Annotated in this window: 27 protein-coding genes, 1 tRNA gene and 1 pseudogene; 12 read left to right on the top strand and 17 right to left on the bottom strand. The window is 70.9% G+C overall.

The features are described from left to right. The 6 genes from ACQKIP_RS00480 to ACQKIP_RS00455 all read left to right on the top strand — a co-directional run bounded on the left by ACQKIP_RS00480 (position 1) and on the right by ACQKIP_RS00455 (position 5,556). Positions 1–1,101, top strand: coding sequence for a hypothetical protein (locus tag ACQKIP_RS00480; RefSeq protein WP_365861333.1), 1,101 nt, complete (start codon positions 1–3; stop codon positions 1,099–1,101). Then, positions 1,101–1,826: a hypothetical protein gene (locus ACQKIP_RS00475; protein WP_365861331.1), complete on the top strand. Its 726-nt coding sequence runs from the start codon at positions 1,101–1,103 to the stop codon at positions 1,824–1,826. The genes ACQKIP_RS00480 and ACQKIP_RS00475 overlap by 1 nt, the downstream gene beginning before the upstream one ends. A gap of 108 nt (positions 1,827–1,934) precedes the next feature. Next, positions 1,935–3,737, top strand: a complete 1,803-nt coding sequence (locus ACQKIP_RS00470; protein WP_365861330.1) for a hypothetical protein — start codon at positions 1,935–1,937, stop codon at positions 3,735–3,737. A 79-nt stretch (positions 3,738–3,816) separates the two neighbouring features. Continuing rightward, positions 3,817–4,887 carry a peptidoglycan-binding protein gene (locus ACQKIP_RS00465; RefSeq protein ID WP_365861328.1) on the top strand — a complete coding sequence of 357 codons (1,071 nt, stop codon included), beginning with the start codon at positions 3,817–3,819 and terminating at the stop codon, positions 4,885–4,887. 64 nt (positions 4,888–4,951) lie between these two features. Further along, positions 4,952–5,215 (top strand): hypothetical protein, encoded by a 264-nt coding sequence (locus tag ACQKIP_RS00460; protein ID WP_162602853.1) that lies wholly within the window; start codon positions 4,952–4,954, stop codon positions 5,213–5,215. After that, positions 5,212–5,556, top strand: a complete 345-nt coding sequence (locus ACQKIP_RS00455) for a hypothetical protein (RefSeq protein ID WP_365861327.1) — start codon at positions 5,212–5,214, stop codon at positions 5,554–5,556. Before ACQKIP_RS00460 ends, ACQKIP_RS00455 begins: the two co-directional genes overlap by 4 nt. A 154-nt stretch (positions 5,557–5,710) precedes the next feature. Here ACQKIP_RS00455 and ACQKIP_RS00450 read toward each other — a convergent pair whose 3' ends face one another. Together ACQKIP_RS00450 and ACQKIP_RS00445 are read right to left on the bottom strand one after the other, a co-directional pair. Next, positions 5,711–5,929 carry a DUF397 domain-containing protein gene (locus ACQKIP_RS00450; protein ID WP_365861326.1) on the bottom strand — a complete coding sequence of 73 codons (219 nt, stop codon included), beginning with the start codon at positions 5,927–5,929 and terminating at the stop codon, positions 5,711–5,713. Continuing rightward, entirely contained in the window at positions 5,926–6,789 is an 864-nt protein-coding gene (locus ACQKIP_RS00445) for a helix-turn-helix domain-containing protein (protein WP_365861567.1), read from the bottom strand. Before ACQKIP_RS00445 ends, ACQKIP_RS00450 begins: the two co-directional genes overlap by 4 nt. A gap of 243 nt (positions 6,790–7,032) precedes the next feature. Here ACQKIP_RS00445 and ACQKIP_RS00440 point away from each other — a divergent pair, with 243 nt between their 5' ends. Next, positions 7,033–7,476 (top strand): ATP-binding protein, encoded by a 444-nt coding sequence (locus ACQKIP_RS00440; RefSeq protein ID WP_365861324.1) that lies wholly within the window; start codon positions 7,033–7,035, stop codon positions 7,474–7,476. Then, complete coding sequence (locus ACQKIP_RS00435) at positions 7,473–7,937, top strand: hypothetical protein (protein ID WP_365861322.1); 465 nt, start codon at positions 7,473–7,475, stop codon at positions 7,935–7,937. Before ACQKIP_RS00440 ends, ACQKIP_RS00435 begins: the two co-directional genes overlap by 4 nt. 315 nt (positions 7,938–8,252) lie before the next feature. Here ACQKIP_RS00435 and ACQKIP_RS00430 read toward each other — a convergent pair. The 9 genes and pseudogenes from ACQKIP_RS00430 to ACQKIP_RS00390 all read right to left on the bottom strand — a co-directional run. Next, a pseudogene (locus ACQKIP_RS00430) lies at positions 8,253–8,468 on the bottom strand (fatty acid--CoA ligase); the annotation flags it as partial. Positions 8,469–8,612: 144 nt separating this feature from the next. Continuing rightward, positions 8,613–9,176 (bottom strand): SigE family RNA polymerase sigma factor, encoded by a 564-nt coding sequence (locus ACQKIP_RS00425; protein WP_365861321.1) that lies wholly within the window; start codon positions 9,174–9,176, stop codon positions 8,613–8,615. A 166-nt stretch (positions 9,177–9,342) separates the two neighbouring features. Then, positions 9,343–10,188: a DUF1906 domain-containing protein gene (locus tag ACQKIP_RS00420; protein ID WP_365861319.1), complete on the bottom strand. Its 846-nt coding sequence runs from the start codon at positions 10,186–10,188 to the stop codon at positions 9,343–9,345. A gap of 52 nt (positions 10,189–10,240) precedes the next feature. Continuing rightward, positions 10,241–11,407 carry a lipid-transfer protein gene (locus ACQKIP_RS00415; RefSeq protein WP_365861318.1) on the bottom strand — a complete coding sequence of 389 codons (1,167 nt, stop codon included), beginning with the start codon at positions 11,405–11,407 and terminating at the stop codon, positions 10,241–10,243. Further along, positions 11,404–11,811, bottom strand: coding sequence for a MaoC family dehydratase (locus ACQKIP_RS00410; RefSeq protein WP_365861566.1), 408 nt, complete (start codon positions 11,809–11,811; stop codon positions 11,404–11,406). The genes ACQKIP_RS00415 and ACQKIP_RS00410 overlap by 4 nt, the downstream gene beginning before the upstream one ends. Before the next feature lie 440 nt (positions 11,812–12,251). After that, the gene (locus ACQKIP_RS00405) at positions 12,252–13,376 is read right to left on the bottom strand and encodes an acyl-CoA dehydrogenase family protein (protein ID WP_365861317.1); all 1,125 of its coding nucleotides are present in this window, start codon (positions 13,374–13,376) and stop codon (positions 12,252–12,254) included. Position 13,377: 1 nt separating this feature from the next. After that, positions 13,378–14,253, bottom strand: a complete 876-nt coding sequence (locus ACQKIP_RS00400) for a bifunctional MaoC family dehydratase N-terminal/OB-fold nucleic acid binding domain-containing protein (protein ID WP_365861565.1) — start codon at positions 14,251–14,253, stop codon at positions 13,378–13,380. Positions 14,254–14,294: 41 nt separating this feature from the next. Next, the gene (locus tag ACQKIP_RS00395; protein ID WP_365861564.1) at positions 14,295–15,536 is read right to left on the bottom strand and encodes an acyl-CoA dehydrogenase family protein; all 1,242 of its coding nucleotides are present in this window, start codon (positions 15,534–15,536) and stop codon (positions 14,295–14,297) included. A gap of 244 nt (positions 15,537–15,780) precedes the next feature. Then, positions 15,781–16,092: a hypothetical protein gene (locus ACQKIP_RS00390; protein ID WP_365861315.1), complete on the bottom strand. Its 312-nt coding sequence runs from the start codon at positions 16,090–16,092 to the stop codon at positions 15,781–15,783. A gap of 369 nt (positions 16,093–16,461) precedes the next feature. Here ACQKIP_RS00390 and ACQKIP_RS00385 point away from each other — a divergent pair, with 369 nt between their 5' ends. Beyond that, on the top strand, positions 16,462–17,331 hold the full coding sequence (locus ACQKIP_RS00385; RefSeq protein ID WP_365861313.1) for a bifunctional DNA primase/polymerase: 870 nt from the start codon (positions 16,462–16,464) through the stop codon (positions 17,329–17,331). Positions 17,332–17,366: 35 nt separating this feature from the next. Here the strand turns inward: ACQKIP_RS00385 and ACQKIP_RS00380 are convergent, their stop codons facing one another. The 4 genes from ACQKIP_RS00380 to ACQKIP_RS00365 all read right to left on the bottom strand — a co-directional run bounded on the left by ACQKIP_RS00380 (position 17,367) and on the right by ACQKIP_RS00365 (position 20,461). Further along, entirely contained in the window at positions 17,367–18,107 is a 741-nt protein-coding gene (locus ACQKIP_RS00380; protein ID WP_365861311.1) for a sensor domain-containing protein, read from the bottom strand. A gap of 256 nt (positions 18,108–18,363) precedes the next feature. Then, complete coding sequence (locus ACQKIP_RS00375) at positions 18,364–18,609, bottom strand: hypothetical protein (protein WP_365861310.1); 246 nt, start codon at positions 18,607–18,609, stop codon at positions 18,364–18,366. A 252-nt stretch (positions 18,610–18,861) separates the two neighbouring features. Next, positions 18,862–18,946, bottom strand: a tRNA-Ser gene (locus tag ACQKIP_RS00370). Between the two features lie 42 nt (positions 18,947–18,988). Continuing rightward, the gene (locus ACQKIP_RS00365) at positions 18,989–20,461 is read right to left on the bottom strand and encodes a S1C family serine protease (RefSeq protein ID WP_365861309.1); all 1,473 of its coding nucleotides are present in this window, start codon (positions 20,459–20,461) and stop codon (positions 18,989–18,991) included. Positions 20,462–20,645: 184 nt separating this feature from the next. Here ACQKIP_RS00365 and ACQKIP_RS00360 point away from each other — a divergent pair, with 184 nt between their 5' ends. The 3 genes from ACQKIP_RS00360 to ACQKIP_RS00350 all read left to right on the top strand — a co-directional run bounded on the left by ACQKIP_RS00360 (position 20,646) and on the right by ACQKIP_RS00350 (position 23,211). Continuing rightward, on the top strand, positions 20,646–21,458 hold the full coding sequence (locus tag ACQKIP_RS00360) for a glycerophosphodiester phosphodiesterase (RefSeq protein ID WP_365861308.1): 813 nt from the start codon (positions 20,646–20,648) through the stop codon (positions 21,456–21,458). Between the two features lie 62 nt (positions 21,459–21,520). Beyond that, entirely contained in the window at positions 21,521–22,141 is a 621-nt protein-coding gene (locus ACQKIP_RS00355; RefSeq protein ID WP_365861306.1) for an ATP-binding protein, read from the top strand. A 104-nt stretch (positions 22,142–22,245) separates the two neighbouring features. After that, positions 22,246–23,211 (top strand): DUF5926 family protein, encoded by a 966-nt coding sequence (locus ACQKIP_RS00350; protein ID WP_365861304.1) that lies wholly within the window; start codon positions 22,246–22,248, stop codon positions 23,209–23,211. Between the two features lie 202 nt (positions 23,212–23,413). Here the strand turns inward: ACQKIP_RS00350 and ACQKIP_RS00345 are convergent, their stop codons facing one another. Both ACQKIP_RS00345 and ACQKIP_RS00340 read right to left on the bottom strand, forming a co-directional pair. Next, positions 23,414–24,013 carry a hypothetical protein gene (locus ACQKIP_RS00345; RefSeq protein ID WP_365861302.1) on the bottom strand — a complete coding sequence of 200 codons (600 nt, stop codon included), beginning with the start codon at positions 24,011–24,013 and terminating at the stop codon, positions 23,414–23,416. 57 nt (positions 24,014–24,070) lie between these two features. Beyond that, the gene (locus tag ACQKIP_RS00340) at positions 24,071–24,748 is read right to left on the bottom strand and encodes a bifunctional DNA primase/polymerase (RefSeq protein ID WP_365861301.1); all 678 of its coding nucleotides are present in this window, start codon (positions 24,746–24,748) and stop codon (positions 24,071–24,073) included. Positions 24,749–25,282: the final 534 nt, after the last annotated feature.

Genomic DNA, 25,282 nt, shown 5'->3' with positions numbered 1-25,282 from the left:
GTGCGCGACGCGCCCCCGTACCGGGTCCTGTTCTGTGACCTGCGATCCGACCAGCTGCTCGACGCCCTGCCCGTACAGGGCGTCACCCTCGACGACTTCATAGGCAAGACCGGCCGGTTCACCGGCACCGTGCCGATCCCCAACCGCGGCATAGCCGAGCGGGCCCGCCGGGCGATCCTGCCCGGCCGTACGGGGATATGGGTCGAGCGCGGGCGCGACCTGTGGTGGGGCGGAGTCCTGTGGACGCTCGCCCTCGCATCGGACAGCCGCGGTTTCCTCGGCGCCCAGATTCAGGCCGGCGGATGGGAAAGCTACCTGTACCACCGCCTGTTGTTCGACACCCAGATCGCCGAGCAGGTCGACCAGTTCGACATAGCGCGCGGCCTGGTCGACTACGCGCAGAACGCGACCGGCGGCGACATCGGCATCACGTACGACGCCGAGCCGTCCGGCATCGCGCGCGACCGCACGTTTCTGCGGTACGACCTGCCCCGCATCGGCGACCTGCTCGACGACCTCGCCGCCGTCGAGAACGGGTTCGAGTGGCGCATCGCGAGCTTCCGCGACAGCGACGGCCGCCGGATCAAGCGGTTGCAGCTGGGACACCCCACGATCCGTACGGGCGCGTCCGAGATCGTCCTCGACCATCCGGGGCCGGTCCTGTCCTACACGTGGCCGATCGACGCCACCCGCAAGGCGAACGCGTGGCAGACCCGCGGCGCGTCCATCAACACCAACCAGGCCGCCGACTCCTTCCCCCTCACCTCGCCCGTGCTGGTCGCCGACGACGACCTCGCCGCCGGGTGGCCGCGCCTCGACGGATCGAGCGACTACACGACCGTAGAGCGGCAATCCACCCTCGACGCGTACGCCCGCGCCGACCACACCGCCGCCCGCAACCCGGTGACCATCCCCGAAATCACGGTCCGGCTCGGCGGAGCGATCACGCCCGGCCTGGTCGGCTCGACCATCCGCCTACGCATCCGCGACCTCTGGCACCCGACCGCGCTCGACGCCCGGTACCGCGTGGTCGGCATCAGCGTGAGCCCGCCCGAGCGCGGGCGCCCCGAAACCGCGCAGCTCTACTTGGAGGCCCCGTAATGCCGTTCGTCCCCCAGGACGTACTAGACCGGATCGCCGCCCTCGAACGCGAGGTACGACAGCTGCGCGGGCGCGCGCAGATGCGCCCGGCCCTCAATCAGGTGTTGGCCGGCGACGTGGTGATCGGCGAGGGCGGGCAGCTGATCGCCCAGACCCCCGGCGGACAGCGGACGTTCATCGTCGGCCAGACCCCGCAGGGCGATTGGGGCGTCGGTCTCGGCCGCGAGAGCGGCACGGCCGCCCTGACCGTCGGCGACGACGTGAACAGCGCCGACGCGCAGATGATCCGCGTATGGTCGCGCGACGGCGAGGTCATCGTCATGGATGACGCCTACGCCGACGGATTCCTCGGCCGCCCCTCGATGCCCATCCCGATGCAGTCGACGGCCGGCCAGCAGACCGCGAACACCAACACCACAACCGCATGGACCGGCGCGACCAGGCTCATGAACAGCGTTCTGTACGCATCGTTCGAGACCTACACGCCCGCCGGGACCACGGCCAATGTCCAGTTCGAGGACAGCGACGGCGTGATCGAGTCGTGGGTCGCCAACACCTCGAACGGCTGGACGCTGCGACAGATCACGAAGCCGGTCCGACAGGGGTTCATGGACCACGTCAACTACCGGTTGAAGCACTCCGTACGGTCCGGCAACGGCCCGATACAGACGAACTGTCTCGGTGTCTACACCCGAAACGCGTTCACCGCAGCGGAGGCCCCGTGACCGCGCCCGCGCCCGATCCCGCCCCGGACGCCGCGAGCAGCGGCGTGATGCCCGATCCGGGCAACGACCCCCACCCCTACGCACCACCGACGATGGAGGACCCCACCGATGCCGCTCCCCGAGGGGATACCGACCGTCACGTTGACGGGACGGTTCCTTACCCCTGACGGCCGCCCCCTCGCGGGACAGGTCGTCTTGCGGGCCCCGTCCCTGGTCACGTTCGGCGAATACGACGTGATCCTCGGCGGGCCCGTTACCGCGCCGCTCGACTCCACGGGGGCGTTCGAGGTCGTCCTACCGGCGACCGACGCCCCCGGCATGAACCCGAGCGACTGGTCGTACCAGGTCGCCGAACAGCTCACGGGCGTACCGGCGAACAGGATCTATCAGATTCTCTTGCCGGTCGAGTCGCCCGAGGTCGACCTCGCCGACATCGCGCCGACCGACCCCTCGACGCCGTCCTACGTCGCTGTACGCGGCGACAGCGCGTACGAGGTCGCGGTCGAGCAGGGGTTCACCGGCAACGTGTCCCAGTGGCTCGCATCCCTGGTCGGCCCCCAGGGCGTCAAGGGCGACACGGGACCGGTCGGGAGCCGCATCCACACCGGCACCGCCGCGCCGACGGCCGCCCTCGGCCTCGACGGCGACCTGTACGTACAGCGCGAGTCGACGACGTTCCTCGCCGTCACGAGCGAGACCGTCACCGTGTGGCAGAAGACCGCCGGAACGTGGGCACAGCAGGCCCCGAACGTGCGCGGCGCCGCCTGGTACGTGAACACCGGCACCACGGCGAGCACCCTCACGAAGCCGGGCGACATGCTGCTCAGGGTCGACACTGGCGACGTGTGGCAACGCACGGCGTCCGGGTGGGGGACGGCCGTCGGCAACCTCAAGGGCCCCAAGGGCGACAAGGGCGACCAGGGAACGGCCGGCACCGCCGGCGCGCCCGGCGTCGTCCAGAGCGTCAACGGGCAGTCCGTCGCCGCGGTCGTCCTCGGCGCCGCCGACGTGGGCGCCGTACCGGCCACCGCGCCGGGCGCAGCGAACGGCGTCGCCCAGCTGGACGCGTCCGGGAAGGTACCCGCCGCGCAGCTCCCCGAGGGGACCGGCGGGGGCGCCGTCGACTCGGTCAACGGCGAGACAGGTGTCGTCGTCCTCGACGCGGCCGACGTAGGCGCGGCGACCGCCGCACACACGCACACCGCCGCCCAGGTGGGCGCCATTGCCACGACCGCGCGAGCAGCCGCGAACGGCGTCGCGTCCCTCGACGCTGGGAGCCGCCTCCCCATCGCGCAGATGCCGACGGCCGCACCCAAGAACATATGGACCCCGCAGAGTCTCGGCTTTCAGGCGTGGTCGGTCGACCCCGCCGGCGTCGCCAACCCGGCCCTGAAAGCCGCGGTCGTGGGCCGCATCTACCTGTCCGGAATCCACATCACGGAACCGACCCCGGTCAACCGAGTGGTGATCCACGCGCGCGGGTGGGGAGGCTCGGCACTCGTTCCGGCCGCACGGTTCTACGCCGGTATCTACAACGAGGCCGGATCACGCATCGCCACGTCCGGCCTGGTGTCCAGCCTCCCCGAGGCCGGCCAGATCACCGGTACCGCGCCGGGCGCCAAGAACAACCACATCGGCGCCGTGCCCGTGCCGCTCACCGCAACCGCGACCCTTCAACCGGGCCGGTACTGGGCAGCGTTCCTCATGTCCGCCGGCGGCGCGACGGATTTCTACTACATGCACATTCAGAACGAGTCGCCGTCCAACGCCGGAAACTTCTTCCTCGGCGCGACCGCCTTTCAGCGGCATTGGTGCATCCCGAGCGGACAGACCTCGCTACCGGCGACCGTCAACCAGTCGACCGGCGAGGTCGGCCTCGACCCCGCGATCATGGCCCTCGCCATGGTCTGACGCCCCCGCGCACCACCGCCCCACACCGCACGCCCGAGCGCACCGCGCCGGGCGTTTCCTCATGTCTGGAGACAACCCCATGTCCGTCAAGATCATCGGCCGCGCCGCGTGGGGCGCTAAGCCGTGGGACAACGACCCGCGCAGCGACGGCCCGGCGTACGTTCCCCTGTCCAGCCGGCGAGAGTTCTTCGTGCACTACGACGGAGCGCACCACGTCGGCCGCACCGGCTACGCCGTCCCCCGCGCCATCGAGGCGCAGCACCTCGCACAGGGCTGGTCCGGGGTGGGCTATCACTTCGTCGTTGACCAGGCCGGCAACATCTACGAGGGCCGAGGCTGGACCCGCACGGGCGCGCACTGCCCCGGCTTCAACGTGTCCGGCATCGGCGTACAGATCGCCGTTGGCGGCGACCAGGAGCCGAGCGAGGCCGCCCTCGCCGCGTGCCGCGCACTGTACGACGAGGCGTGCCAGCGTACCGGCCGCACCCTCGCCAAGCGCGGCCACCGCGACGGCATCGCGACCCTGTGCCCCGGCCCCCGCCTCTACGCATGGGTACAGGCCGGAATGCCCGCCAAGGGCTACCAGCCGCCCACGGGCGGCACCGCGCCGACGGGCGTCGCCCGCTACCAGGTGACCATCAACGGCCTGCCCTACGGCTACGGCGCCGAGGGCAGCCACGTGACCCGCGTCGGCGAGGCCCTGGTCGCCAAGGGGCACGGCGACGCGTACGAGGTCGGTCCCGGCCCCAAGTGGAGCGACGCCGATACGAAGAACTACGCGGCCTATCAGCGCAGTCTCGGTTTCAGCGGCGACGACGCCGACGGCGTACCGGGGGAATCCTCGCTCCGGTCCCTGCTCGGCACCCTCCCCGGCAAGACCACCACGGCCAAGCCGAAGCCCAAGCCGAAGCCGCCTGCCTTCCCCGGCCGTAGCGCGTTCGGCCCCGGCAAGCGCAACGCCAACGTGACGCGTCTCGGCGAGGCCCTGGTCGCCAAGGGATACGGCCGCTTCTACAAGGTCGGCCCCGGCCCGTCCTGGTCCAACGCCGACCGCAACGCCGTGCGCGCATTCCAGCGCGCGCAGGGGTGGACCGGCGCCGACGCCGACGGCTACCCCGGCCCCGAGACGTGGCGCCGGCTGGTCGCCTGATCGCTCGACCCCGCCCGGCACCGCGCCGGGCGGGCCCCCGCCCAACACCCCGAGAGGTCCCCTCATGAACCCGAAGAACACCCGCGCCGTCCGTACCGCGCTCCAGACGTTCGCCGCGGTCGTCGCGGTCGTGCCCGCCCTCGCCGCGGTCGTCGCCGATTCCGGCGACCTTGCCGCCGCGGCCCCGTGGCTGGTCGGCGCCGCCGCCACGGCCGCCGCCGTCGCCGGCGTCATCGCCCGCGCCATGGCCTCGCCTGTCGTCGAGGCCCTGCTCGACCGGTTCGGTCTCGGCCTGGTCGACGACCACAAGGAGACCACCGCGCCGTGACGACCCAACCCTCGCCGTCCGATCCGGCAGCGGTCGCACTGGAGTTGGAGCGCATCCGGCGGACGATCGAGGTCGGGTTCACCCGCACCGACGGCGCCCTCGCGTTGCTCGTTCAGCGCCACGACCAGACCGACGAGGCGATCCGGACGCACGCCCGACAGCTCGACGGCCACGACTCCCGCCTCGACGCCGTCGAGCGAGGCGAGACCGAGCGCCAGAAGCGCAACGACGCACGGCTCGACGCCCTCGAACGGGCCCGCTGGCCGCTCCCGTCCGTGGCCGCCCTGGTCGCCCTGGTCGGCCTTGCCCTGTCGCTGTGGACCTTTGCCACCCGCGTATGAGCAACGCCCCCCGTACGGCCGTCTATGGCTGTATGGGGGGCGTTTTCGTGTTCCCCCGACGACCGGCTCGCCGTAGGCTCGCCACCGGGGCCCGCACGCGGACGGCCCGCCCCCGGATGCAGCGGGGGCGGGCCGTCGTTGCGCGTGTGGCTCCCTACATCTGGCCGAACTGACCGGCCGCCGCAGCTGCGGCGAACGAGGACAGCGCGGCGCGGCCGAACAGCAGCGCGGGCCCGTGCGGGTCCTTGCTGTCCCTTACGGCCACGGTCTCGGCATCCACGATGCCGCACTCGACGCACTGCGTACCGCTGTCGCTGCGTGAGGACTTCCACCACGTGACGGGCAGGGTGGTGGAGTCGTCAACATGTGTCATGCGTTCTTCCTTATCTCTGTGATCAATTCCGCCGTAGCCTCGACGGAGAGCGCGGCGGAGGTCAGCCGTTGCCACGCGTCCCGGTGAGCGGCGATCTGCTCGCGTTCCTCGACGTACAGAGCCGAGGTCAACCCCTCCGTGTGCACCACGTCGAGGTCGGTATGGGGGCCGAATCCCAGGATGGTGAAGCTGCCCAGCTGACCGACGTGCAACGGCGCGTTGGCAGGCAACACCTGAACGTTCACGTTCGGTCGCTTCCCCATGGACAGCAACCGGCCCAGCTGTCCATGCATCACTTCGTCATCTTCGGACGTTGAGCGTAGGGCCTGCTCGGAGACGATCGCCCACAGGCTGAGCGGGTCCTCGCGGGTAAGTACGGCCTGCCGGGCGAGGCGCACCTCGACCAGGGCATCGACGCGAGCCTCGATCGCCTCAGACATGGCCATTGCTCGCATCAGCTCGCGGGCGTACTCGCCGGTCTGGAGCAGGCCAGGAATGACGCCCAGCTGCCACGACGAGACCGATTCGGCCTCAGCTTCAAGGCTGATCAGGTCCTCGTACACGGGCGTCAGGACGCCCCTGTACGAGTGCCACCAACCGCGCTGCGCGCCTTCCTTGGTGAGCGTGAGCAGCGCGGCGCGCAGTTCCTCGCTCACGTCCCGGCCCAACGTGACGTACAGGTCGAGCAGGGCGTCGATGTCTTTCGCCTTGGCCGGACTCTTCGCCGTCTCGATCCTCGACAGCTTCGAGTACACGAACAGGCCCTCGGACCTCTCGGCTACCTCTTCGAGGGTGAGTTCGGCGCGCAGCGCTCGCAGCTTCGCACCGAGGCGCCGACGGCGCACAGTAGGCGCACTCATTCCCTTCCCCTCCCCTTCGGCGGCTTGCTCGACAGTCTGCCCGGCCCCGTCATCGGCTGTCACCTGCGTACTTAACACACCGCGTCACTCTCCTACCGGCATATGCAAATTTCTATGAAGTGGCGTCAAGGGTTGCACTACGCAGAGTCGAGAGAGCAATCTGTCATGACGAAAGGTCAAAGCTGCCCGGAGCGTGCTACGAAATACATGCGCGCTCTGGCGCTCACCCGTGAGGGGACACGCATGATCGAACTATGGCGGGCCAATATGCCCGCCTGTTGCGCACTGCCCGTCGGCCCACCGCCGATTCTCTTACTTGACGGTGAAGCCCAATCAGCCTCAGCAGCACGGAAGTTCGTACGTGAGTTCGTCGCGTACCACGTTCCGGGCGCATCCGACGAACACCTCGACGCCGCCGTACTAGTCGCCTGCGAGCTGGTCACCAACTCAATCCGCTACGGCACCGAACCCGGCGACTCCCTGCGCGTCGTGCTCGACGCCGACGACAGCCGGACGCGAATCGAGGTACACGACCCCGTTCGCCGACAGCCCCGGCCCCGCCCCGAGTCCGAAGAACGCGACCGCGGCCGAGGGTTGATCATCCTCAACTACCTGTGCCCCGGCGCGTGGGGAGTCGACGAAATCCCCATGGGCAAGTCGGTGTGGGCGGAGGTGAAAGGGCCGTGACCACACCCGAGACAGTCGCCCCGCCCGGCCCCGGATTCGTCGCCGGCGTTCGGTTCGCAACCGGCGTACGGCGCATCGAGGCTTTCACCGTGGCGCAGCTGCTCGCCTACCACGTCCCGCCGCGGCTCCCACACGAAAGCGTCGAGCGCATCGGCGAGGGTATGCGGGCGCTCGCGGGCGCGATGAACCTCGGCGCGCACGACACCCCCGCCCCGTACGTCGGCCACCGCATCCGCATCCGGAATGGCTCTCCGTGGCTCGACTACGGCGACGACACGTACAAGGTGCGCGTTACGGCCTCGGCGGAATGGGTGCGCCTGGTCGCCGCCGGTACGCCGGTCCGCGTGTACGTCCTGTTCGACCCGCTCGCCGCCGGGGCCGGCCAAGAAGCGACCGCCGAGCACGCGGCCGACTGCTTCAACCGCGGCGCGATGCGCTGGGGCACGGTGTACCACGTATGACCGGCACGCAGATGGGCCGCCCCGGAGTAAGGAAGACTCCGGGCCGGCCCGCCTTCGCCGAGCGTACAAGGCACCACCCGGCACCCCCAAGGGGTTCAGCCACTCGCGGCGCGCGTCCATGGCGCGCGCCCGACGCCCCCCGCTACCGGACCCGGTGAGACGGTAGCGGGGAGGCCCGCCGTCGCTGTATCCCCCGAGCAGCGCGGCGGGCCGGAACGAAACGGCCCCGGCACCTCTTCAGGTGTCGGGGCCGTTCCATGCCCGCTGCCGCGTATTCGCAGATCAGACCGCGAGTGTTTTACCGCCACTGCTGCACATGAAGGTGGCCACGCGCTCGTCGCCGTCGACCCCGAGGTCCTCGCGCAGCGCGTGCGCCAGCTGGGCGGAGCGTTCACCGATCTCACGGAAGCTGCGGCGGTGCGGGTCCGCCTCGCCGGTCCAGGTGGTGACCTGTGACGACCCGTGCACGGTCGTCCCGTGCCGGAGGATGCGGGTGACGGTCAGTGGTACGTCCTGCATCGTGCTCAGCACGGCGTCCTCCCGGTGGGCGCGCGGCATTCATCCGGGGCGGCTCCCGAATGACCTACCTGGCAGTAGGGCTCGCCAGATTCTTGCCGCATACCGCACGGTATGTCACTAGGCCGGGAGAAGAAAGGTCAGCCACAGCTGCGCCGATCACCGGACCGGTGTGAGCTCCGGGTCCTCGCGCAGCTTGCCGAGCGCCCGCGAAACCGCGCTCTTGACGGTGCCGATGGACACCCCGAGCACCTCGGCGGTCTGCGCCTCGCTGAGATCCTCGTAGTACCTCAGGACGACCATCGCCCGCTGGCGCGCGGGCAGCTTCATGATCGCGCGCCACATCGCGTCCCTGAGCACCTGCTGCTCGGCCGGATCCGCGACCGGCGTCACCTCGGGCTCGGGAAGCTCGTCGCACGCGAACTCGTCGACCTTGCGCTTGCGCCACTGCGAGGTCCGGGTGTTCAGAAGGGCCCGGCGCACATAGCCGTCGAGCGCCCGGTGGTCCTGGATCCGGTCCCACGCGACGTAGGTCTTGGTCAGGGCGGTCTGCAACAGATCCTCGGCATCGCTCGGATTCGCGGTCAGCGAGCGGGCGGTGCGAAGCAACACGGGCTGTCGTGCCCGTACGTACGACGCGAACGACGGATACGCCGAAGGACTCGCTGTCCGCGTCGCGGCCCTCGATGCGCTGGTGCACATGGGCACCATGGATACGGTCATGGCTCCACGCTAGAAGCGCCCCCTACTTCAGCGGATCGGCCGCAGGTCCCTAAGCCGTGTCCGCCTCAGGTTGTACGCCGGGTGGTAGCTCCACCTCCTGAAGGTGGAGGAGGCGGAGCACACCCCCTGAGGGTTCATCCCCGAGAGGCCCGCGCCCCGCCCCGCTCTAGCCGATCCGGGCCACCGGCGCGTGCACGAGGTTCCGGTCGATCCGCAGCGTGCGCCCGCCGTGCTTCTCCTTCACGTTCCCCGCGTACTGGTGGATGCGCCGCTCGCGCCACGCGTTCTTGCTCAGTACGGGCTCGTTGTACAGGCTCGGGCGCTTGTGCCAGCGCGCGAACCACATCACCGACGGCAGGTCCCGCACCCCTGCCCGCCGCGCCGTCTCCATGTGCCGTACGCCGTAGTTCGAACTGCTGTAGAACCCCGGTACGTACCCGAACCTGCGCACCTCGCGGTTCCAGGCCCGCACAAAGGCGAGCGTGGCCTTGCCGCACTGCGCCTTCCGGTAGGAGTACGCCTCCATGTCCAGGTAGAGCGGGCTGCTCGTCTTCATCCCGAACGCCTTCGCCCTGCGTACCGCGTCACGGCCCTCCTGCGTCCCCTGCCGCACCGGGTAGCGCCCCATGCGAACGTGCTTCTTGTTCTTCGCGATGACACAGGGCGACTGCGAACCGACGTACACCGGAAGGACCTTCCACCCCATCCCCCGCACCGAACGCATCCACCCGTGGCTCAGGTGCGGCTGGCGCGCGCACGCCCGGCCGCGGCCCCCGAAGTACACGCCCACCGCTTGGTAGTCGGAGGACGTCCAGCGGCGCATCGTGTCCGCGGACGGAGCGAGGCAGGTGTCGAAGGCCCAGCCACGGAAGACCGAAACGGCTGCCGCCTTCCCGGCGGCGCGTTCTTCGGTTCCGGGTCTGCCCACGGCGCCGGTCGGTGGCGCGCCCAGGGCCAGCGTGGCCAGGGCGGTGGCCAGGACGAATCCCATCATCAGTTTTTGGCATCGCATACGCCGAGTGAACGGCCCGGCGCCGCCGACCCGGCCGGGACACGCTCCGCGTTCAGCCGTCCGCCGTCAGAATCAACCCTGATGTGGGGACACCCGTGCCCGCGGTGACGAGTGTGCGGGCCGCCCCGGGGATCTGGTTCACGGACGTGCCCCGCACCTGCCGGACCGCTTCCGCTATGCCGTTCATCCCGTGCAGATACGCCTCCCCGAGCTGCCCTCCGTGCGTGTTCAGCGGCAGCATCTCCCCGGCCACGAAGTCCGCGGCCTCGCCGGGGCCGCAGAAGCCGAACTCCTCCAGCTGCATGAGGACGAACGGGGTGAAGTGGTCGTAGAGGATGCCCACGTCGATGTCGCCGGGCGCGAGACCGGAACTCCGCCACAGCTGCCGGGCCACCACGCTCATCTCGGGAAGGCCGCTCAGGTCGTCGCGGTAGAAGCTGGTCATCTGCTCCTGCGCCCGGCCCGCCCCCTGCGCCGCCGCGGTGATGACCGCCGCCGGCTTCGGCAGATCGCGGGCCCGCTCCACGCTCGTCACGACGATCGCCTGGCCGCCGTCGGTCTCCTGGCAGCAGTCCAGGAGCCGCAGGGGTTCGACGATCCAGCGCGATGCGGCGTGATCGGCGAGCGTGATCGGCTTCCCGTGGAAGTAGGCCGCGGGGTTGGTCGCCGCGTACTTCCGGTCGGTGACCGCCACATGGCCGAAGACATCGGGGGTCAGGCCATAGGTGTGCAGATAGCGCTGGGCCGCCATGGCCACCCAGGACGCCGGGGTCAGCAGGCCGAACGGCAGGGACCAGCCGAGCGCGGCGCCCTCCGCCGACGGCTCCCGGTGCTGCACGCCCGAACCGAAGCGCCGGCCCGACCGTTCGTTGAACGCGCGGTAGCAGACGACGACCTCGGCCACGCCGGTCGCCACCGCGAGCGCCGCCTGCTGGACGGTCGCGCAGGCCGCGCCTCCGCCGTAGTGGACGCGCGAGAAGAAGGTGAGCTCTCCGATACCGGCCGCCTGCGCGACGGTGATCTCCGGGTTCGTGTCCATCGTGAACGTGACCATGCCGTCCACGTCGTCGGGTCCGAGCCCGGCGTCTTCGAGCGCGAGGCCCACCGCCTCCACGGCGAGCCTGAGTTCGCTGCGCCCCGAGTCCTTGGAGAACTCGGTGGCCCCTATCCCCACGACGGCGGCCTTGCCGCCGAGCCGGTCGCGCGTGCCTGCGCTCATGCCGCGCCTCCCGCCGACGCCCCGCCGGGGACGGTGATCGTGACCGTGCCGGTGACGTGCTTGCCGATGGCGTTGGCCCCGACCACGCGGACCGTGGCCGTATCGCCGTCGACCTGCTCCACCGAACCGGTCAACACCATCGTGTCCCCCGGATAGTTGGGCGCCCCCAGGCGGATCGCCACCTTGTGCAGGATCGTCCCGGAGCCGAAGTGGTCCGTGATGTACCGCCCGACCAGGCCGTTCGTGGTCAGGATGTTCATGAAGATGTCGGGGGATCCCTTCTCCTGCGAGGCCACCGGGTCGTGGTGCACGTCCTGGTAGTCCCGCGAGGCGATCGCGCCGGAGACGATCAGCGTCCGGGTGACGGGGATGGTGAGCTGCGGAAGCTCATCCCCGGCCCGCACACCGCCGCTACCACGCCCTGCCCCTTGACCACCTCCGCCGCCGTCCCTGCCGACGCCTCCGCCGTCCATGCCCCCGCCGCCGCCTCCGCCGTACCCGCCGCCGCCTGCGCCGCCCTTGCCCCCGCCGAGGTCACCGCCGACGCCCCCGCCGCCGTCGCCCCCGTTGAGGTCTCCGCCGACGCCGCCTCCGTCCCTGTCCCCGCCAACGTCTCCGCCGTACCTGCCTCCGCCGCCGCCTGCGCCGTTCCTGCCTCCGCCTCCGCCGCCGCCTCCGCCTGCGCCGTCCTTACCCCCGACGCCTCCGCCGCCACCCCCGCCGTCCTTGCCCCTGCCGCCGCCTCCGACCCTGCCCCCGCCAACGCCGACGCCCCCGCCGCCGTCTCCGGAGTCCCGTGCTCCCGTCACGTCCTCTGCCTCTCCGCCGGAATCCCGTATCCCCGTCATGCCGCCCCCTCCTGCGCGGCTCGCGCGCCCTGCGGCGCATCCTGCGCGGCTCGCGCGCCCTCCGCGCCCCCTGCGATCAAGTCGCCCAACTCCGCGAGGACTTCGCCCCCGCAGCCCAGGTACGCGTCCAGCTGCCGCCCCCACAGGAAATGCCGGTGCACGGGATGGTCGAGGTCGGCGCCCGTGCCGCCGTGCAGGTGCTGGCCCGCGTGCACGACCCGCCTGCCCGCCTCCGACGCCCACCACGCGGCGGTCAGCGCATGCGTGCCGTAGGCGAGCCCGGCGTCACGGCGCCAGGCCGCCTCGTACGCCGTGACCCGTATCGCCTCGGTGTCCATATGGGCGTCCGCCGCCCGGAGCTGGACCCCCTGTTTGGCCGCGAGGGGCCGCCCGAACTGCTCCCGTTCGTTCGTGTGGGCGACGGCTCGGGCCAGCGACCCCGCGCACACCCCGGCCTGCAACCCCGCGAACGCCGTCCGCGCGCTCGCCAGAACATCGTCGTACGCCCCGTACGCCCCCTCGCCGCCGAGCCGCTCCGCGGGCGTCCCGTCCAGGACAAGCCGCCCCGCAGCCCAGGGCGCCGTCAGCTCCACGGGCTCGGTCTCCGCGTCGGCCACCCGCACCCGCCAGAGGCTGTGGCCGCCCCGCGGTTCCGGGTCGCGCACCGCCACAAGGACCTCCGTGGCATCCCGCAGCCACGGCACCCACGGCACCTCCCCGGTCAGCGTCCCGGCCCGCGCCCCCTCCGCGGCGGCCACCACGCCGCCCCGCGCCGGAAACGCCCCGGTCGCGACGGCGGTGCCGTCCCGCAACCCCGGCAGCAGCCGCTCCCGCTGCTCGTCCGTGCCGTGCGCCGTCACCGCGAGCAGCCCGTAGACGCAGCTCGCAGCGAACGGCACCTGCGCCGTCACCCGCCCCTGCTCCTCAAGCAGCAGTACGAGCCCGAGCAGGCCGACATCCTCCACCGCACCCAAAAGCCCCGCCGCGCACAGCGCCTTCCACAGCCCGGCGTCCGACGCCGGGCCCGCAGCCGCGAGCCGCTCGGGCGTGGACAGGTCCCCGAAGATCTCTCTGGCCAGGTCCCGTGCAAAATCCTGCTCCTGCGCAGGCGTGAAGTCCATGTCAGACCCCGCCCCCCGCCATACCCTCGACGACCCGGAACACCGGCAGCTCCAACTCCCCGTCCACCTGCTGGAATTCGAGCCGCACCGGCTGCCCGATCCGCACCTTGTCGCTGGGGACGCCCACCACATTGCTGACCATGCGCACGCCCTCCGCAAGACCGACGAGCGCGACGGCGTACGGCGGATCGAATGCGGGGAAGGGCGGATGGTGCATGACGACGTACGAGTAGACCGTGCCTTCGCCGCTCGCCTCGACCGTGTCCCATTCGAGCGACCCGCAGGCGTTGCAGCCGGGCAGCCAGGGGAAGCGCAGTGCCCGGCAGCCGCCGCAGCGCTGGATCAGGAGCCGGTGGCGGGCCACGCCCTCCCAGAACCCGGCGTTGTCCCGGTTGATCACCGGGCGGGGCCTCTTGCCCCGCGGCTTCGCCCGCGCGGGCGCGTACTTGAGGATCCGGAAGCGGTGTATCCCCGCCGGTTCGCCGCCCGCTCTGACGTCCATCCGGGTCGTGACGAAATGCCCTGTGCCCAGCTTCGTCGTCTTGCGCTCCGACACCGACTCGATGACCGCGTCGAAGGTGATCTCGTCCCCCGGCCGCAGCACCCGCAGATACTCCTGCTCGCAGTCGGTCGCGACGACCGAGGTGTATCCCGCGCCGTCCAGGAGCGCGAACAGCTCGTCGTACGCGGGCGAGCGCCCCTGGTGCCCGGAGACGTGCCCGGAGAGTCCGCCCATCGTCCAGGCCTGGAGCATGGTCGGCGGCGCGATGGGGTCCGCTCCCGCGTAGTCCGGGTTGGTGTCCCCCATGGCCTCGCACCAGTGCCGGATCATCGGCTCGTTGACCGGGTCCTTGCCCGCGGCCGACGTGGCGGCCATCCGGCCTTCGAACGCCTTCAGCGTCTCGTACGAAAGATCGGTCACCGTCGCCCCCTCCGCATCCCGAGGCGCATCGTCGCCACGATCTCCCGCTGCACCTCGCTCACCCCGCCCCCGAACGTATTGATCTGTGCCGCCCTGTTCATCCGCTCCAGCTCCCCCTCACCGCCGCCGCCCGTGCCGAGCGCCAGGGAACCGGGTGATCCGGCCCGCACCAGGCCCGCCTCGCCCGTGACTTCCTGGCAGATCCGGTAGACCTCGACGGCCGATTCGGTTCCCGCGAACTTCACGCCGCTCGCGTCTCCCGGCGCCAGGACGCCCGCCCCGACATCGCCCACGAGCCGCCAGTTGAGCAGGCGCGTCGCCGCGAGGCGTGCCTGCGCTTCGGCCAGTTTCGACCGGACCCACGGGGCGTCGATCCGGCGCTCGCCCGTCACCGGGTCGGGGGTGCGGGCGAAGGCGAGGGCCGCTTCGTAGAAGTCCTCGGCCTGCATGCCGATCGCGGCGAGCGCCACCCGCTCGTGGTTGAGCTGGTTGGTGATGAGCCCCCAGCCGCCGTTCTCCTCGCCGACGAGGTTCGTGGCGGGCACCCGGACCCCGTCGTAGTACGTCGCCGTGGTCGTCAGGCCGCCCACGGTCTCGATCGGCGTCCAGGAGAAGCCGGGTGCGCCGGTCGGCACGAGGATGATCGAGATGCCCTGGTGCTTGGGTGCCTCGGGGTCGGTGCGGCAGGCCAGCCAGATCCAGTCGGCGTTCTGGGCGTTGGAGGTGAAGATCTTCTGCCCGTCGATGACCCACGTGCCGCCGCTCGCGCCGGGCCCCTCACGCTCCCCGGCCTCACTGGTCCCACCGGCCCCCTCGGCCTCACGTACCGCCCGTGTCCGCAGCGAGGCCAGGTCCGTCCCGGCCGACGGCTCGCTGTAGCCGATCGCGAAGACGAGGTCGCCGCTGAGGATGCGCGGCAGGAAGGCGGCCTTCTGCTCCTCGGTGCCGTACTTCATGAGGGTCGGCCCGACGGTGTTCAGGGTGACCATCGATACGGGCGCGCCCGCGCGGTAGGCCTCGTCGAAGAAGAGGAACTGCTCGTCGGGCCCGCGCCCCTGCCCGCCGTACTCGACGGGCCAGCCGAGGCCGAGCATGCCGTCGGCCCCGATGCGCCGCAGCAGCCGGCGCTGCCCTTCGAGATCGCCGCTTCCCGGTGGCCCGTCCGGCATCAGATCGCTGAAGTACGTGCGCAGTTCGGCGCGCAGCTGCTGTTGTCGTTCGGTGGGGGCGAGGTGCACGGCGGCGGGCCTCTCCTTCGCGTACGGGCGTCGCACCGACAAGGTTTTCTGACTGTCCGTCAGAAAACCTGCCGGTGTCAAGAGATCACCCTGGATACGAGGGGGTCGCCCGCCGCGCGGGGAGGAATGCCCCGGCTGCGGCGAGCCCCGGACGCGCCTGAGCGGCGGTGCACAAGCACCGCCGCTCAGGACGTCACACACCCCATCGAGCCGGCCCCGGGGGCTGTCCCGGAGGCCGCTCACTTCACCAGAGGTTGGTGAAGTTGACGGCGGTGGTCTCGTTCGACTGGTGGAGCGCGGTGAAGCCCGATCCGTTCACCTGGGCGGTGTTGTTCTGGTTCGAGGCGCCGGAGCCGACCGCCTGCTGCTGCGTCGTGGCGGAGTTGCCGCTGTTGTTGCCGCCCACGCCGCTGCCGTTGACGGACGCCACGCCCGCATTCGATCCGTCGTTCGCGAAGGAGCCGTTGTCGGCCGTCGCGACACCCGTGAAGAGCGCGGCGGCCAGGGGCAGGGCCGCGGCGGCAGCGATGACACGGGCGGTACGGATGCTTGCCATGTGATTCCTCCAGAACAGTGGGTGCGCACCGGCGTTGTGCCGGGAGCACCGCAAGAGCGTCTTGTTCCGGGTCAGTTGGCCGACCGGCCCGGGGGTTCTGCTCGACGTCGCGAGACCAGAGTTGCCCACCGAATCCCCGGCGAACCACCCCGGAAGCCCCAATTCCCCCGCAAGCGTGAGTACAAGTCGATAAACACTCCTTGTCGCTTATAGCTCCAGCTCAACCGCCAGAATCCGGCCCAAACCCAGGCGCCGCACGGGCTGAAGCGTTCCGCTACTCGTCGAAGATCGCGGGGCGCACCCGCGTTTCGCCCGCGCGCCGTGCCCGCCCCCCTTCCTTTCTTCGAACACTCGTACGAAAATGAAGTCATGGCCACCATCGACCGCCATGCCACAGCACTCGTGCTCGCTCACGCCCTGTCCGCCGCCGAGCGCGGCCTCGCCGTCATCCCGCTCTCCCGCACCAAACTGCCGGCGCTCCGCTCCCCTCACCACGACGAGCGGCCCGCACCGACCCCCTGCCACGGCGAATGCGGCCGCCCCGGCCACGGGGTGTACGACGCCTCGACCGATCCGCGCCGCATCCGCGCACTCTTCGCGGCCGCCCCCCGGGCCACCGGCTACGGCATCGCGTGCGGCCTGCCCCCACACCATCTGATCGGCATCGACCTGGACACCAAGTCCGGTACGGACGCTTCGGCGGCCCTGCGGGAACTGGCGCTGCGCCATCTGTTCACGATCCCGGCCACGGTCGTCGTGGCGACCCCCAGCGGTGGCCGCCACATCTGGCTGACGGGACCGCCCGACACCGTCATCCCCAACTCCGCGGGCCGCCTCGCTCCCGGCATCGACATCCGGGGCGCGGGCGGCTATCTCGTCGGCCCCGGCTCACGCACCGAGCACGGCGTCTACAGCACCCTGGCGGGCACCGCCCATCTCCCTCCCGCGAACTGCCCGCCCGCGCTGCTGCGGCTGCTCACGCCGCCGCCACGGGCCCACCAGACCGCGCTCCCGCGGATGCCGGCCCCGCGCGGCCACGGCCTCGTACAGTTCGTGCTCGCCGCGCACGAGGGGCAGCGCAACACCCGCCTGTTCTGGGCCGCTTGCCGCGCCTACGAGAACGGCATCGGCGAGTCCCTGGCCGAGGAACTCTGCGATGCCGCGCTCCAGATCGGCCTGACGGAACGCGAGGCCCTGTCCACGATCGCGTCGGCGGCACGCCTGACGGGGCATGCGTAGGCCTTGCGCATGCCCCGTCAGGCGTACGCGCGCCCCTAGCCGAGCAGCGAACGCACCGCAGCGCGGTCGATGTTCGTCAGGGCCCGGACCAGCTTCGGGGTCAGGAAGACGATGACGAGCCCGACCAGGGACGCCCCGGCGATCTGCACCGGCGACTCCAGGTAGAACGCGTGGTGCTCGCCGCCGGAGGTGTAGTCGAACAAGCGGTAGCCGGGCCAGTCGAGATAGCGCGGGAACACCCAGGAGTAGGCCGGAAGCAGCGCCACCACCCAGCCGGTGACCAGGAAGGTCACGCTGAGGACGAAGGACACCACCCGCGAAGGGAACATCACGAACTGGAAGAGCAGCGCCCGCCACCCGGCCCCGTCCGCGAGCCGCGCCCGCATCCCCGCCCACGCCCCCGCGTCCCGCGGCTTCTCCACGGCGGCGGGACCGGCGGCATCGAGCCCGAGCTGCGACCGCGCCCGCCCCCGCTCGGCGGCGCCGAACCCCCGCGCCCCGGCCAGCGCGGCGGCGAGCACCGGCAGTCCGAGCACGGTGACGAACAGGCTCACGCCGAGCGCGAACATCGTCACGGCGAAGGTGAAGCCCGCGATGGCGACGGGCAGCGAGGTCAGCGTGTAGCCGATCTCCCGGTACGTGGCGGCGGCGAACGGCGCCCGCCAGAAGCCGGGCGAGTCCTGCGAACCGGGCGAACCCGGCGAGCCCGCACGGCGCACGGAAGCGGAAGCGGGAGCGGCGGAAGCGGCTGCGTACGGCAGGGTGCTTGAGCTCATGACGGGCCTCGAATCTTCGCGGTGGGGACGTGCCGGGGAGTGCCGGGCAGCGCCGGGAAGCGCTGTGCTGACGTCCTCAACATTCGCGGATCACAACCGCCCGCGACATACGGTGACCCGGCCTCCCGGGGGTGTTGCTGGCACCACCCCCGGGGCGGAACACGAAAAGGGGCACCTCTGCCCGAGAGGCGCCCTTTTCGCGGACCGCGGCCTGTCCTGCTCACCGCGGAACACGGCTCACTTGCCGCTGGGATCGTCAGCCGTCGTAGCCGTCGAAGCCGGAGTTGAAGACCCCGTCGAGGGACGTGCCGTGGCTGTAGCCGCCCATCGAGGCACCGCCGTAGGTGATCCCGTAGGGACCGCCCATGTTGTAGGCGGCCTTGCCCGCGTAACCGCCCTGGGAGTGGGTGGTGCTCGGGCCGTCGTTGGCGACAGCGGTACCGGAAGCCAGGAACCCGGCGACGGTGGCCACGGCGAGGGCAGTTGCGATGCGCTTCAACACGAGTTTCTCCTCTGAGACGAATCCAGTGATCCCCCGCAGAGAACGAGACCTCACTCGGCACGCCCCGCCTTCCAGGCACGCCGGGCAGCGCCCACGTGGAGTACTACGTTCATCCATTCATCCAAGGCGACTTGCTCGCCGCCCGGGGGGCCACGCCCCGGGCCCGCGCCCCGCGGACAGACCGCCGCCGCCGGAGCGCCCCACAGCAAAGGCCCCTGACCATTACTGCTGGTCAGGGGCCTTGGGCCGACGCGGTGGGTGTGGGATTTGAACCCACGGAGGCTCGCACCTCGACGGTTTTCAAGACCGTTCCCTTAGGCCGCTCGGGCAACCCACCCCGCACCGCCGCTCAGGGCGGTGCGGGGACAAGAGTAGCGGGTCAGCTCTCGCCCTTGCGCTGGCCCAGGACCACGTCGACCTTGTGCTCCTTGCCGTCGCGCTTGAAGGTGATCTCCACGGAGTCGCCCGGCTTGTGCGTCCAGATCTGGCCGATCAGGGTCGGGCCGCTGTCGATCACCGTGTCGTCCAGCTTCGTGATGACGTCACCGGGCTTGAGGCCCGCCTTGGCCGCGGGGCCGTTCGGGGTGACCGGCTTCGACCCGCTCGCTCCCTCCGGGGAGATCGTGGCGCCGCCCGTGCTCTCCTCCAGGGAGACCGAGGCGCCGATCACGGGGTAGACCGCCTGGCCGTTCTTGATCAGCTGCTGTGCGACGTACTTGGCCTGGTTGACCGGGATCGCGAAGCCCAGGCCGATGGAGCCGGACTGGCCGCCTCCGCCGCCGAGGCCGCCGCCGCTCTCCGCGGGCTTGATCGCGGAGTTGATGCCGATGACCGCGCCGCCCGCGTCGAGCAGCGGACCGCCGGAGTTGCCGGGGTTGATGGAGGCGTCGGTCTGCAGGGCGCTCATGTACGAGCTCTTGCTGCTCGCGCCGTCGCTTGAGGTCACCGGGCGGTCCTTGGCGCTCACGATGCCCGTGGTGACCGTGTTCGAGAGGCCGAAGGGGGCGCCGATGGCGATCGTCGAGTCGCCGACGGCCACCTTGTCGGAGTTGCCGAGGGGGAGCGGCTTCAAATTCTCGGGCCGCTCCTTGAGCTTGATGACCGCCACGTCATAGCCCTCGGCGCGGCCGACCACCTCGGCGTCGTACTTCTTGCCGTCGGAGAACGTCGCCGCGAGCTTGCCGCCGTCGGCCGCGGACGCCACCACGTGGTTGTTCGTGAGGATGTGGCCCTCTTGGTCGTAGACGAAGCCGGTGCCCGTGCCGCCCTCTCCGTTGCCGCCCTGGGCCTCGATGGTGACGACGCTGGGCAGCGCCTTGCCCGCGATGTTGGCGACCGTGCCGCGCTCGCGCTTGAGGTCGGCCGGGGTGTTCGACGCGGAGACCGTCGTCGAGCCCGTGTTGTCGTCGTTCCGGTCGGCCGCCCAGAAGCCGATGCCGCCGCCGACACCACCGGCGATCAGCGCCGCCGCGAGCACCGCGGCGATCAGGCCGCCGCGCCGGCCGGAGGGCTTGGACCCTTCCGGGTGCTGCGCCGCGTACGAGGCGCCCCATCCGGAGCCGGAGCCGCCGTCCTGTGCGTACGAAGGAACGGCGGGCGGCGGCGGAGGCGGCCAGCCTCCGGCGCCGGAGGCGTGCGGGGGCGCGCCCGCGGTGGCACCGGCGTGCGCGGGAGCCTGCTGCGCCGCCGGGTCGTCGAATGCCGCGGCGGGCTGCGCCGCGGGCTCGGACGCCGGGGGGCGGGGCGCGGCGGCAGGGGGTGCGGGCTCGGCGGAAGCTGCGGGGGTCTCCACCGGCACAGGAGGCGCTGACGGGGCCGGGGGTACCTCGTTGCCCTCGTTCTCGGTGCTCACAGCTCTACTCCTCGGTCCACGCTGTCGTTCTCGGTCACGGCCTGGCTGTGCCCAACTGTGCATGTGTCTGCAGTCAGCTTTTCCCATGGGCTGTCAGGGCACCATAAGCCGATCCTGTGGATCCGGCGCTCTGTGCCAACCCTTGGGCAAGCCTTCGGGTACCCCGTGATGGCACCATGACGCGGTGACCCTCGCACCACAGCACCAGATCCAGGTGGTCGCCCACCGCGGAGCCTCCGAAGACGCCCCCGAGCACACGCTGGCCGCGTACAAGAGAGCGGTCGAGGACGGCGCCGACGCTCTTGAATGCGACGTACGCCTCACCGCGGACGGACATCTCGTCTGCGTCCACGACCGCCGTGTGAACCGTACGTCGAACGGCAGGGGAGCCGTATCGGCCCTGGAACTCTCCGACCTCGCCACCCTCGACTTCGGCTCCTGGAAGAACAACCACGGGGAGGCCGACGAGGGCCCCGACTGGGAGGACACCTCCGTCCTCACCTTGGAGCGGCTGCTCGAGCTGGTGGCCGAGAGCAACGCCTCGGGGCGCAACATCCAGCTGGCCATCGAGACCAAGCACCCCACCCGCTGGGCGGGCCAGGTCGAGGAAAGGCTGCTTCTTCTGCTGAAGCGCTTCGGTCTGGACTCCCCGCCCGCCGACGGCCCCTCTCCCGTCCGCGTCATGAGCTTCTCGGCGCGCTCCCTGCACCGGGTGCGGGCCGCGTCCCCCACTCTGCCGACGGTCTATCTGATGCAGTTCATCTCGCCGCGCCACCGCGACGGCCGCCTCCCCGAGGGCGTCAGGATCGCGGGACCGGGCATGCGCATCCTGCGGAACCACCCCGGCTACGTGGCCAAACTCAAGCGGGCGGGACACCAGGTGCACGTGTGGACCGTGAACGAACCCGGGGACGTCGAGCTGTGCGCCGAACTCGGCGTCGACGCCATCATCACCAATCGCCCCAAGCAGGTGCTGTCCCAGCTGGGCCGCCGCTAACCGCCACCTCGCCCATTACAGGGTGTGCACCGGCGCGTTCGTTCCGTATTCGATCGTTCCGAGTGCGTCACCGCACAAGGATTGGCCGGTTTCCGGTCCAGTCCATTGGGGCATTCACACCGTGGCGTGGGGCGAAGGAGGTCTCGGGGGTGGCGTTGGTGGTGGCACGGGAGGTGCCCGCGTCGTCGAGCATGGCCGTACCTCATGGCCCGGCGGGCGTGGGGGAAGCAAGGCACCGGATGCGCGATCAACTGCGTATGAACGGGATGCCGGAATCGGTCGTCGACGATGCCGTACTGGTCCTTTCGGAATTGCTCAGCAATGCCTGTCGGCACGGCAGGCCGCTGGGCGAAGGAATGGTGGGCGACGGCGATGTCCGGGCCGCATGGCACGTGGACACGACGGGCCGGCTCACGGTCGAGGTGACGGACGGCGGCGGCCCGACCCGCCCGGTCCCGGCCACCCCCTCGGTCACCGCGCACGGCGGTCGCGGGCTCAACATCATCACGGCCCTCGCCGATGCGTGGGGCGTGCGCGACGACACCCACGGCGAGGTCACCGTCTGGGTCGTCGTCCATGCCGGACACCGCCACGAGGACTTCGCTACGCGCGTCGCGGCTCCCTCGTCCGCCGCCGCGATGTCCGAGCTGGCGTACGCGGACCCCTTCGACGACCGCGACTGAAGGCTGAATCCCGACGCCCCCCGGGTGAGCGGCTAGGCTCGCGCCCGTACGCCCAAGACGTACGAAGAGCCACGCTGTAAAGCCGCATCCGGGAGACACCCAAGATGGCCAAGAAGCGCCCTCAGACCAAGGGCAAGCAGCCGCAGCTGACGGACGGGCAGGTTCCTGTCGTCGGCGCCCGCGAACCCTGCCCCTGCGGTTCGGGCCGCCGTTACAAGGCCTGTCACGGCCGCGCCGCCGCGCACGCGGTGACCGAGCTGGTCCAGCGCCCGTTCGAGGGCCTGCCCGGCGAGGGCGACTGGGTGGCGCTGCGGGAGCTCGTCCCCGCAGCCACGGTCGAACTGCCCCTCAAGGAAGGGCTGCCGGACGGCGTGCCCTCCGTCTCCCTGGCGACCGTCCTGCCGATGGCCTGGCCCGCGCTGCGCCGCGACGACGGCTCGGTCCTGCTCGGCCTCCAGAACGACACGGCGTCCGGCGACATCAGCCGCGACCTCGCCGACACCCTTCAGCGCGCCCTGGCCGCCGAGCCCGGCTCCCCGGTCCAGGCCCGCCGCGCCCCGGCCGACGGGCCGCGCCTCCAGGACATCCTGGACCCGGACGGCACATTCGAGCCGATCGTGCACGAGGGCTTCGAGTTCTGGGTGCCGGACTCGGAGAACGCGTCGCCGGAGGTCTCCGCGTCCCTGGAGCGGGCGAACGCCGCCGCGATCCCGACCGTGAAGCTCTCCGGAGTGGACAGCGCGTACTGGTGCGAGACCCCGGAGAAGAACCACCTGCGGTGGGTCATGCCGCACGCCGAGGAGAAGCTCCTGGACGCGCTCGCGCGGCTGCACGCGGCCGGCACGTCGAGCCTCGGAGAGGGCACCCGCCTGGTCGGTTCCTTCCGGGCGCACGGTCTGACCGTGCCGGTGTGGGACCTGCCCAGCGGAATGGGCGCCGAGGACATCGAGAAGCCCGCCGCCGAGTTCGCCGAGCGGCTCGCGACGGCGCTCGGCAGCGATGCCCCGCTCACGCCGGAGGAGCGCCGGGCGCGCGGCGGTCTCACCAACCGCCAGGTGACGCTTAGCTGACCCACCAGTCAGTCCGGGGAATGGGTGACTCCTGTCACAACTCCCCGTCGTCGCAGGTAAATCCCTGTCCGGATATCCGAGATCGAATTTGCCCAGAGCAGATCTCTTGTTACCGTTCAGGTAGCCCGGTTGCTGGTGCATCCCCCGTCGCCAGCAACCGGGCCCTTTCATGCCCGGCCGCGCTGCGGCCCCACCGACGCTCTCAACTGGCCTGCGGTCGCACGGAATTGCTTCCGGAGCGCAGCAGCAGCGGCCCGCCGCTCCCGTCGGCGAACTCCACCACCGCCGCGTACGCATCGCCGTCTCCCGCAGTAGGCTCCCGCGGCGTCTCGCACGCCCCCGGCTCGTCCGCCGCGCCCACCGCGCAGTGCGTCTGTACGGTGCGTCCGGCCGGGCCCATGACGGTCAGGACGGCGCTCAACTCGCCGCCGGTCGTGTTGCGGTAGTACGTGCGCCCCCAGGTGTCGCCGTCCCGGGTCAGCACGCAGGTCTGGGCTTCGATGCCTTTGGGGGAGGTGAGTTCGGGGCCGCAGCGGGCAGCGCGGAGCGAATCCGGCTGCTCCGTAGAGGGCTGCTCCGTAGAGGACTGTTTCTTAGTGAGCTGCTCCGTGGAGAGCTGTTTCGTGTCGGAGGGCTGCTTCGCGTCGGGATCCGGCGCCGCCTCCGGCGCCGCGTCCGCAGGCCGCCCGGACGGCTTGGCTTCGGCGTCACCGTCGCCCACGGGCCCCGCGGACGCGCCAGCGAGCGGCAGGAGAACCGTCATGGCCACGACGCCCATGAGCGCGATCAGGCGGGGGTTCATGGTCCCTGACATTAACGACGTCTGACGGGCGTCCGGCCCGCCGCACGCCCATTTCCCCTACAACTCGGGCGCGCTCACACCCGTACGAGTGAGGGCATCCACCACGGCGTCCACCACGGCCTCGACATCGGGCACCCACGGAGCCGCCGAGCCGGGCAGCGGTGCCCGCTCCCAGCGGACCGTTCCCTGGCCCGTCTCGGAGGGCGGGAGAGCGATGTACCCGCCCTCTCCGTGGAAGCGCAACGAACCCGGCACGTAGTCCTTGGCGTACAGCAGTTCGCCCAACTGCTCCATGGAGTACGGCGCGACGAGCAGGAAGAGGCGCGCCGGGGTCGCGACGACCGGGCCGAGCCTGATGCCCGTCTCGTCGAGCGCGGCCAGGGCGCGCGCGCCCGCGATCGCCGGCAGGCTGACGGCGCACGGGGCGCTGCCTCCGGTGGCGAGCACGATGGGCGCGTCCGGGCGGTTCGTCCACCACCAGCGCACCATGCGCTCGTCGGTCGTCGCGGTCAGCAGACCGGGGTCGAGAGGATGGGCTCCTGGCACTGTGCAGTCGGGGTCGGGGCAGGAGCAGCGGGTGCCGTCTCGCCGGTCGGTTCCGACGCCCGGCACCACGGACCACTTCCATGCCGTCGCAAAGGTCAGGGCCGCGCCGGTCAGACCGGGGCTCTGGTCGGACTTCCTGCCGGTGAGCCTGGACAGGAGCCTGCTTCGCCTTCCGAGGATCTCGCGCATGAGCGCTCGTTCCTTTCCGTTTACACGCCGAGGAACACGGCGGGCCACATCACACCATGTGTGGATCACTTCGCTGTGCGTAGAACTGGCGCATCACACCCCAGCCTGCGGCATGGGGAACCCCTGGGGGGCCGAGCGTTAGCGTGGCGTGGGGTGGCGGTGCCTGGCGTTTTGCTGTCCCGCGTACTTTTCGCCGCCTCCCCCACGGGAGGATGGGGCACGGTCGTCGTGAGTTAAGACGCCCGGTTCCGTCACCAGGTTCCGGGCGGATCTCAACTGCCCCTGGTCATCACCGAGTACGTACCCATCACGGCCGCTGTGACGCGCCTCCCGTGCCTGAGGGCTTGGGAGTACCCCGTTGTTGAACAATCCCAGTCGATCGCAATAGGCCCTTGCCCGAGTCGGTTTTGAGCCAAGTTACCAAGATCGTTTATAGACCACAGAATTCCCACGGACACCAGGAATCCCAGCTGGACAATGCTGGACATCCCCTAACCAGTGCGTGTAGATGTGGAGAACATTGCTAGCGGCGCA

Origin of the sequence: Streptomyces sp. NPDC059900, from assembly GCF_050270335.1 — a bacterium.
Lineage (GTDB): Bacteria > Actinomycetota > Actinomycetes > Streptomycetales > Streptomycetaceae > Streptomyces.
Note: the sequence above shows the minus strand (reverse complement) of the source record. Positions and strands in the feature narration are given on the sequence as shown.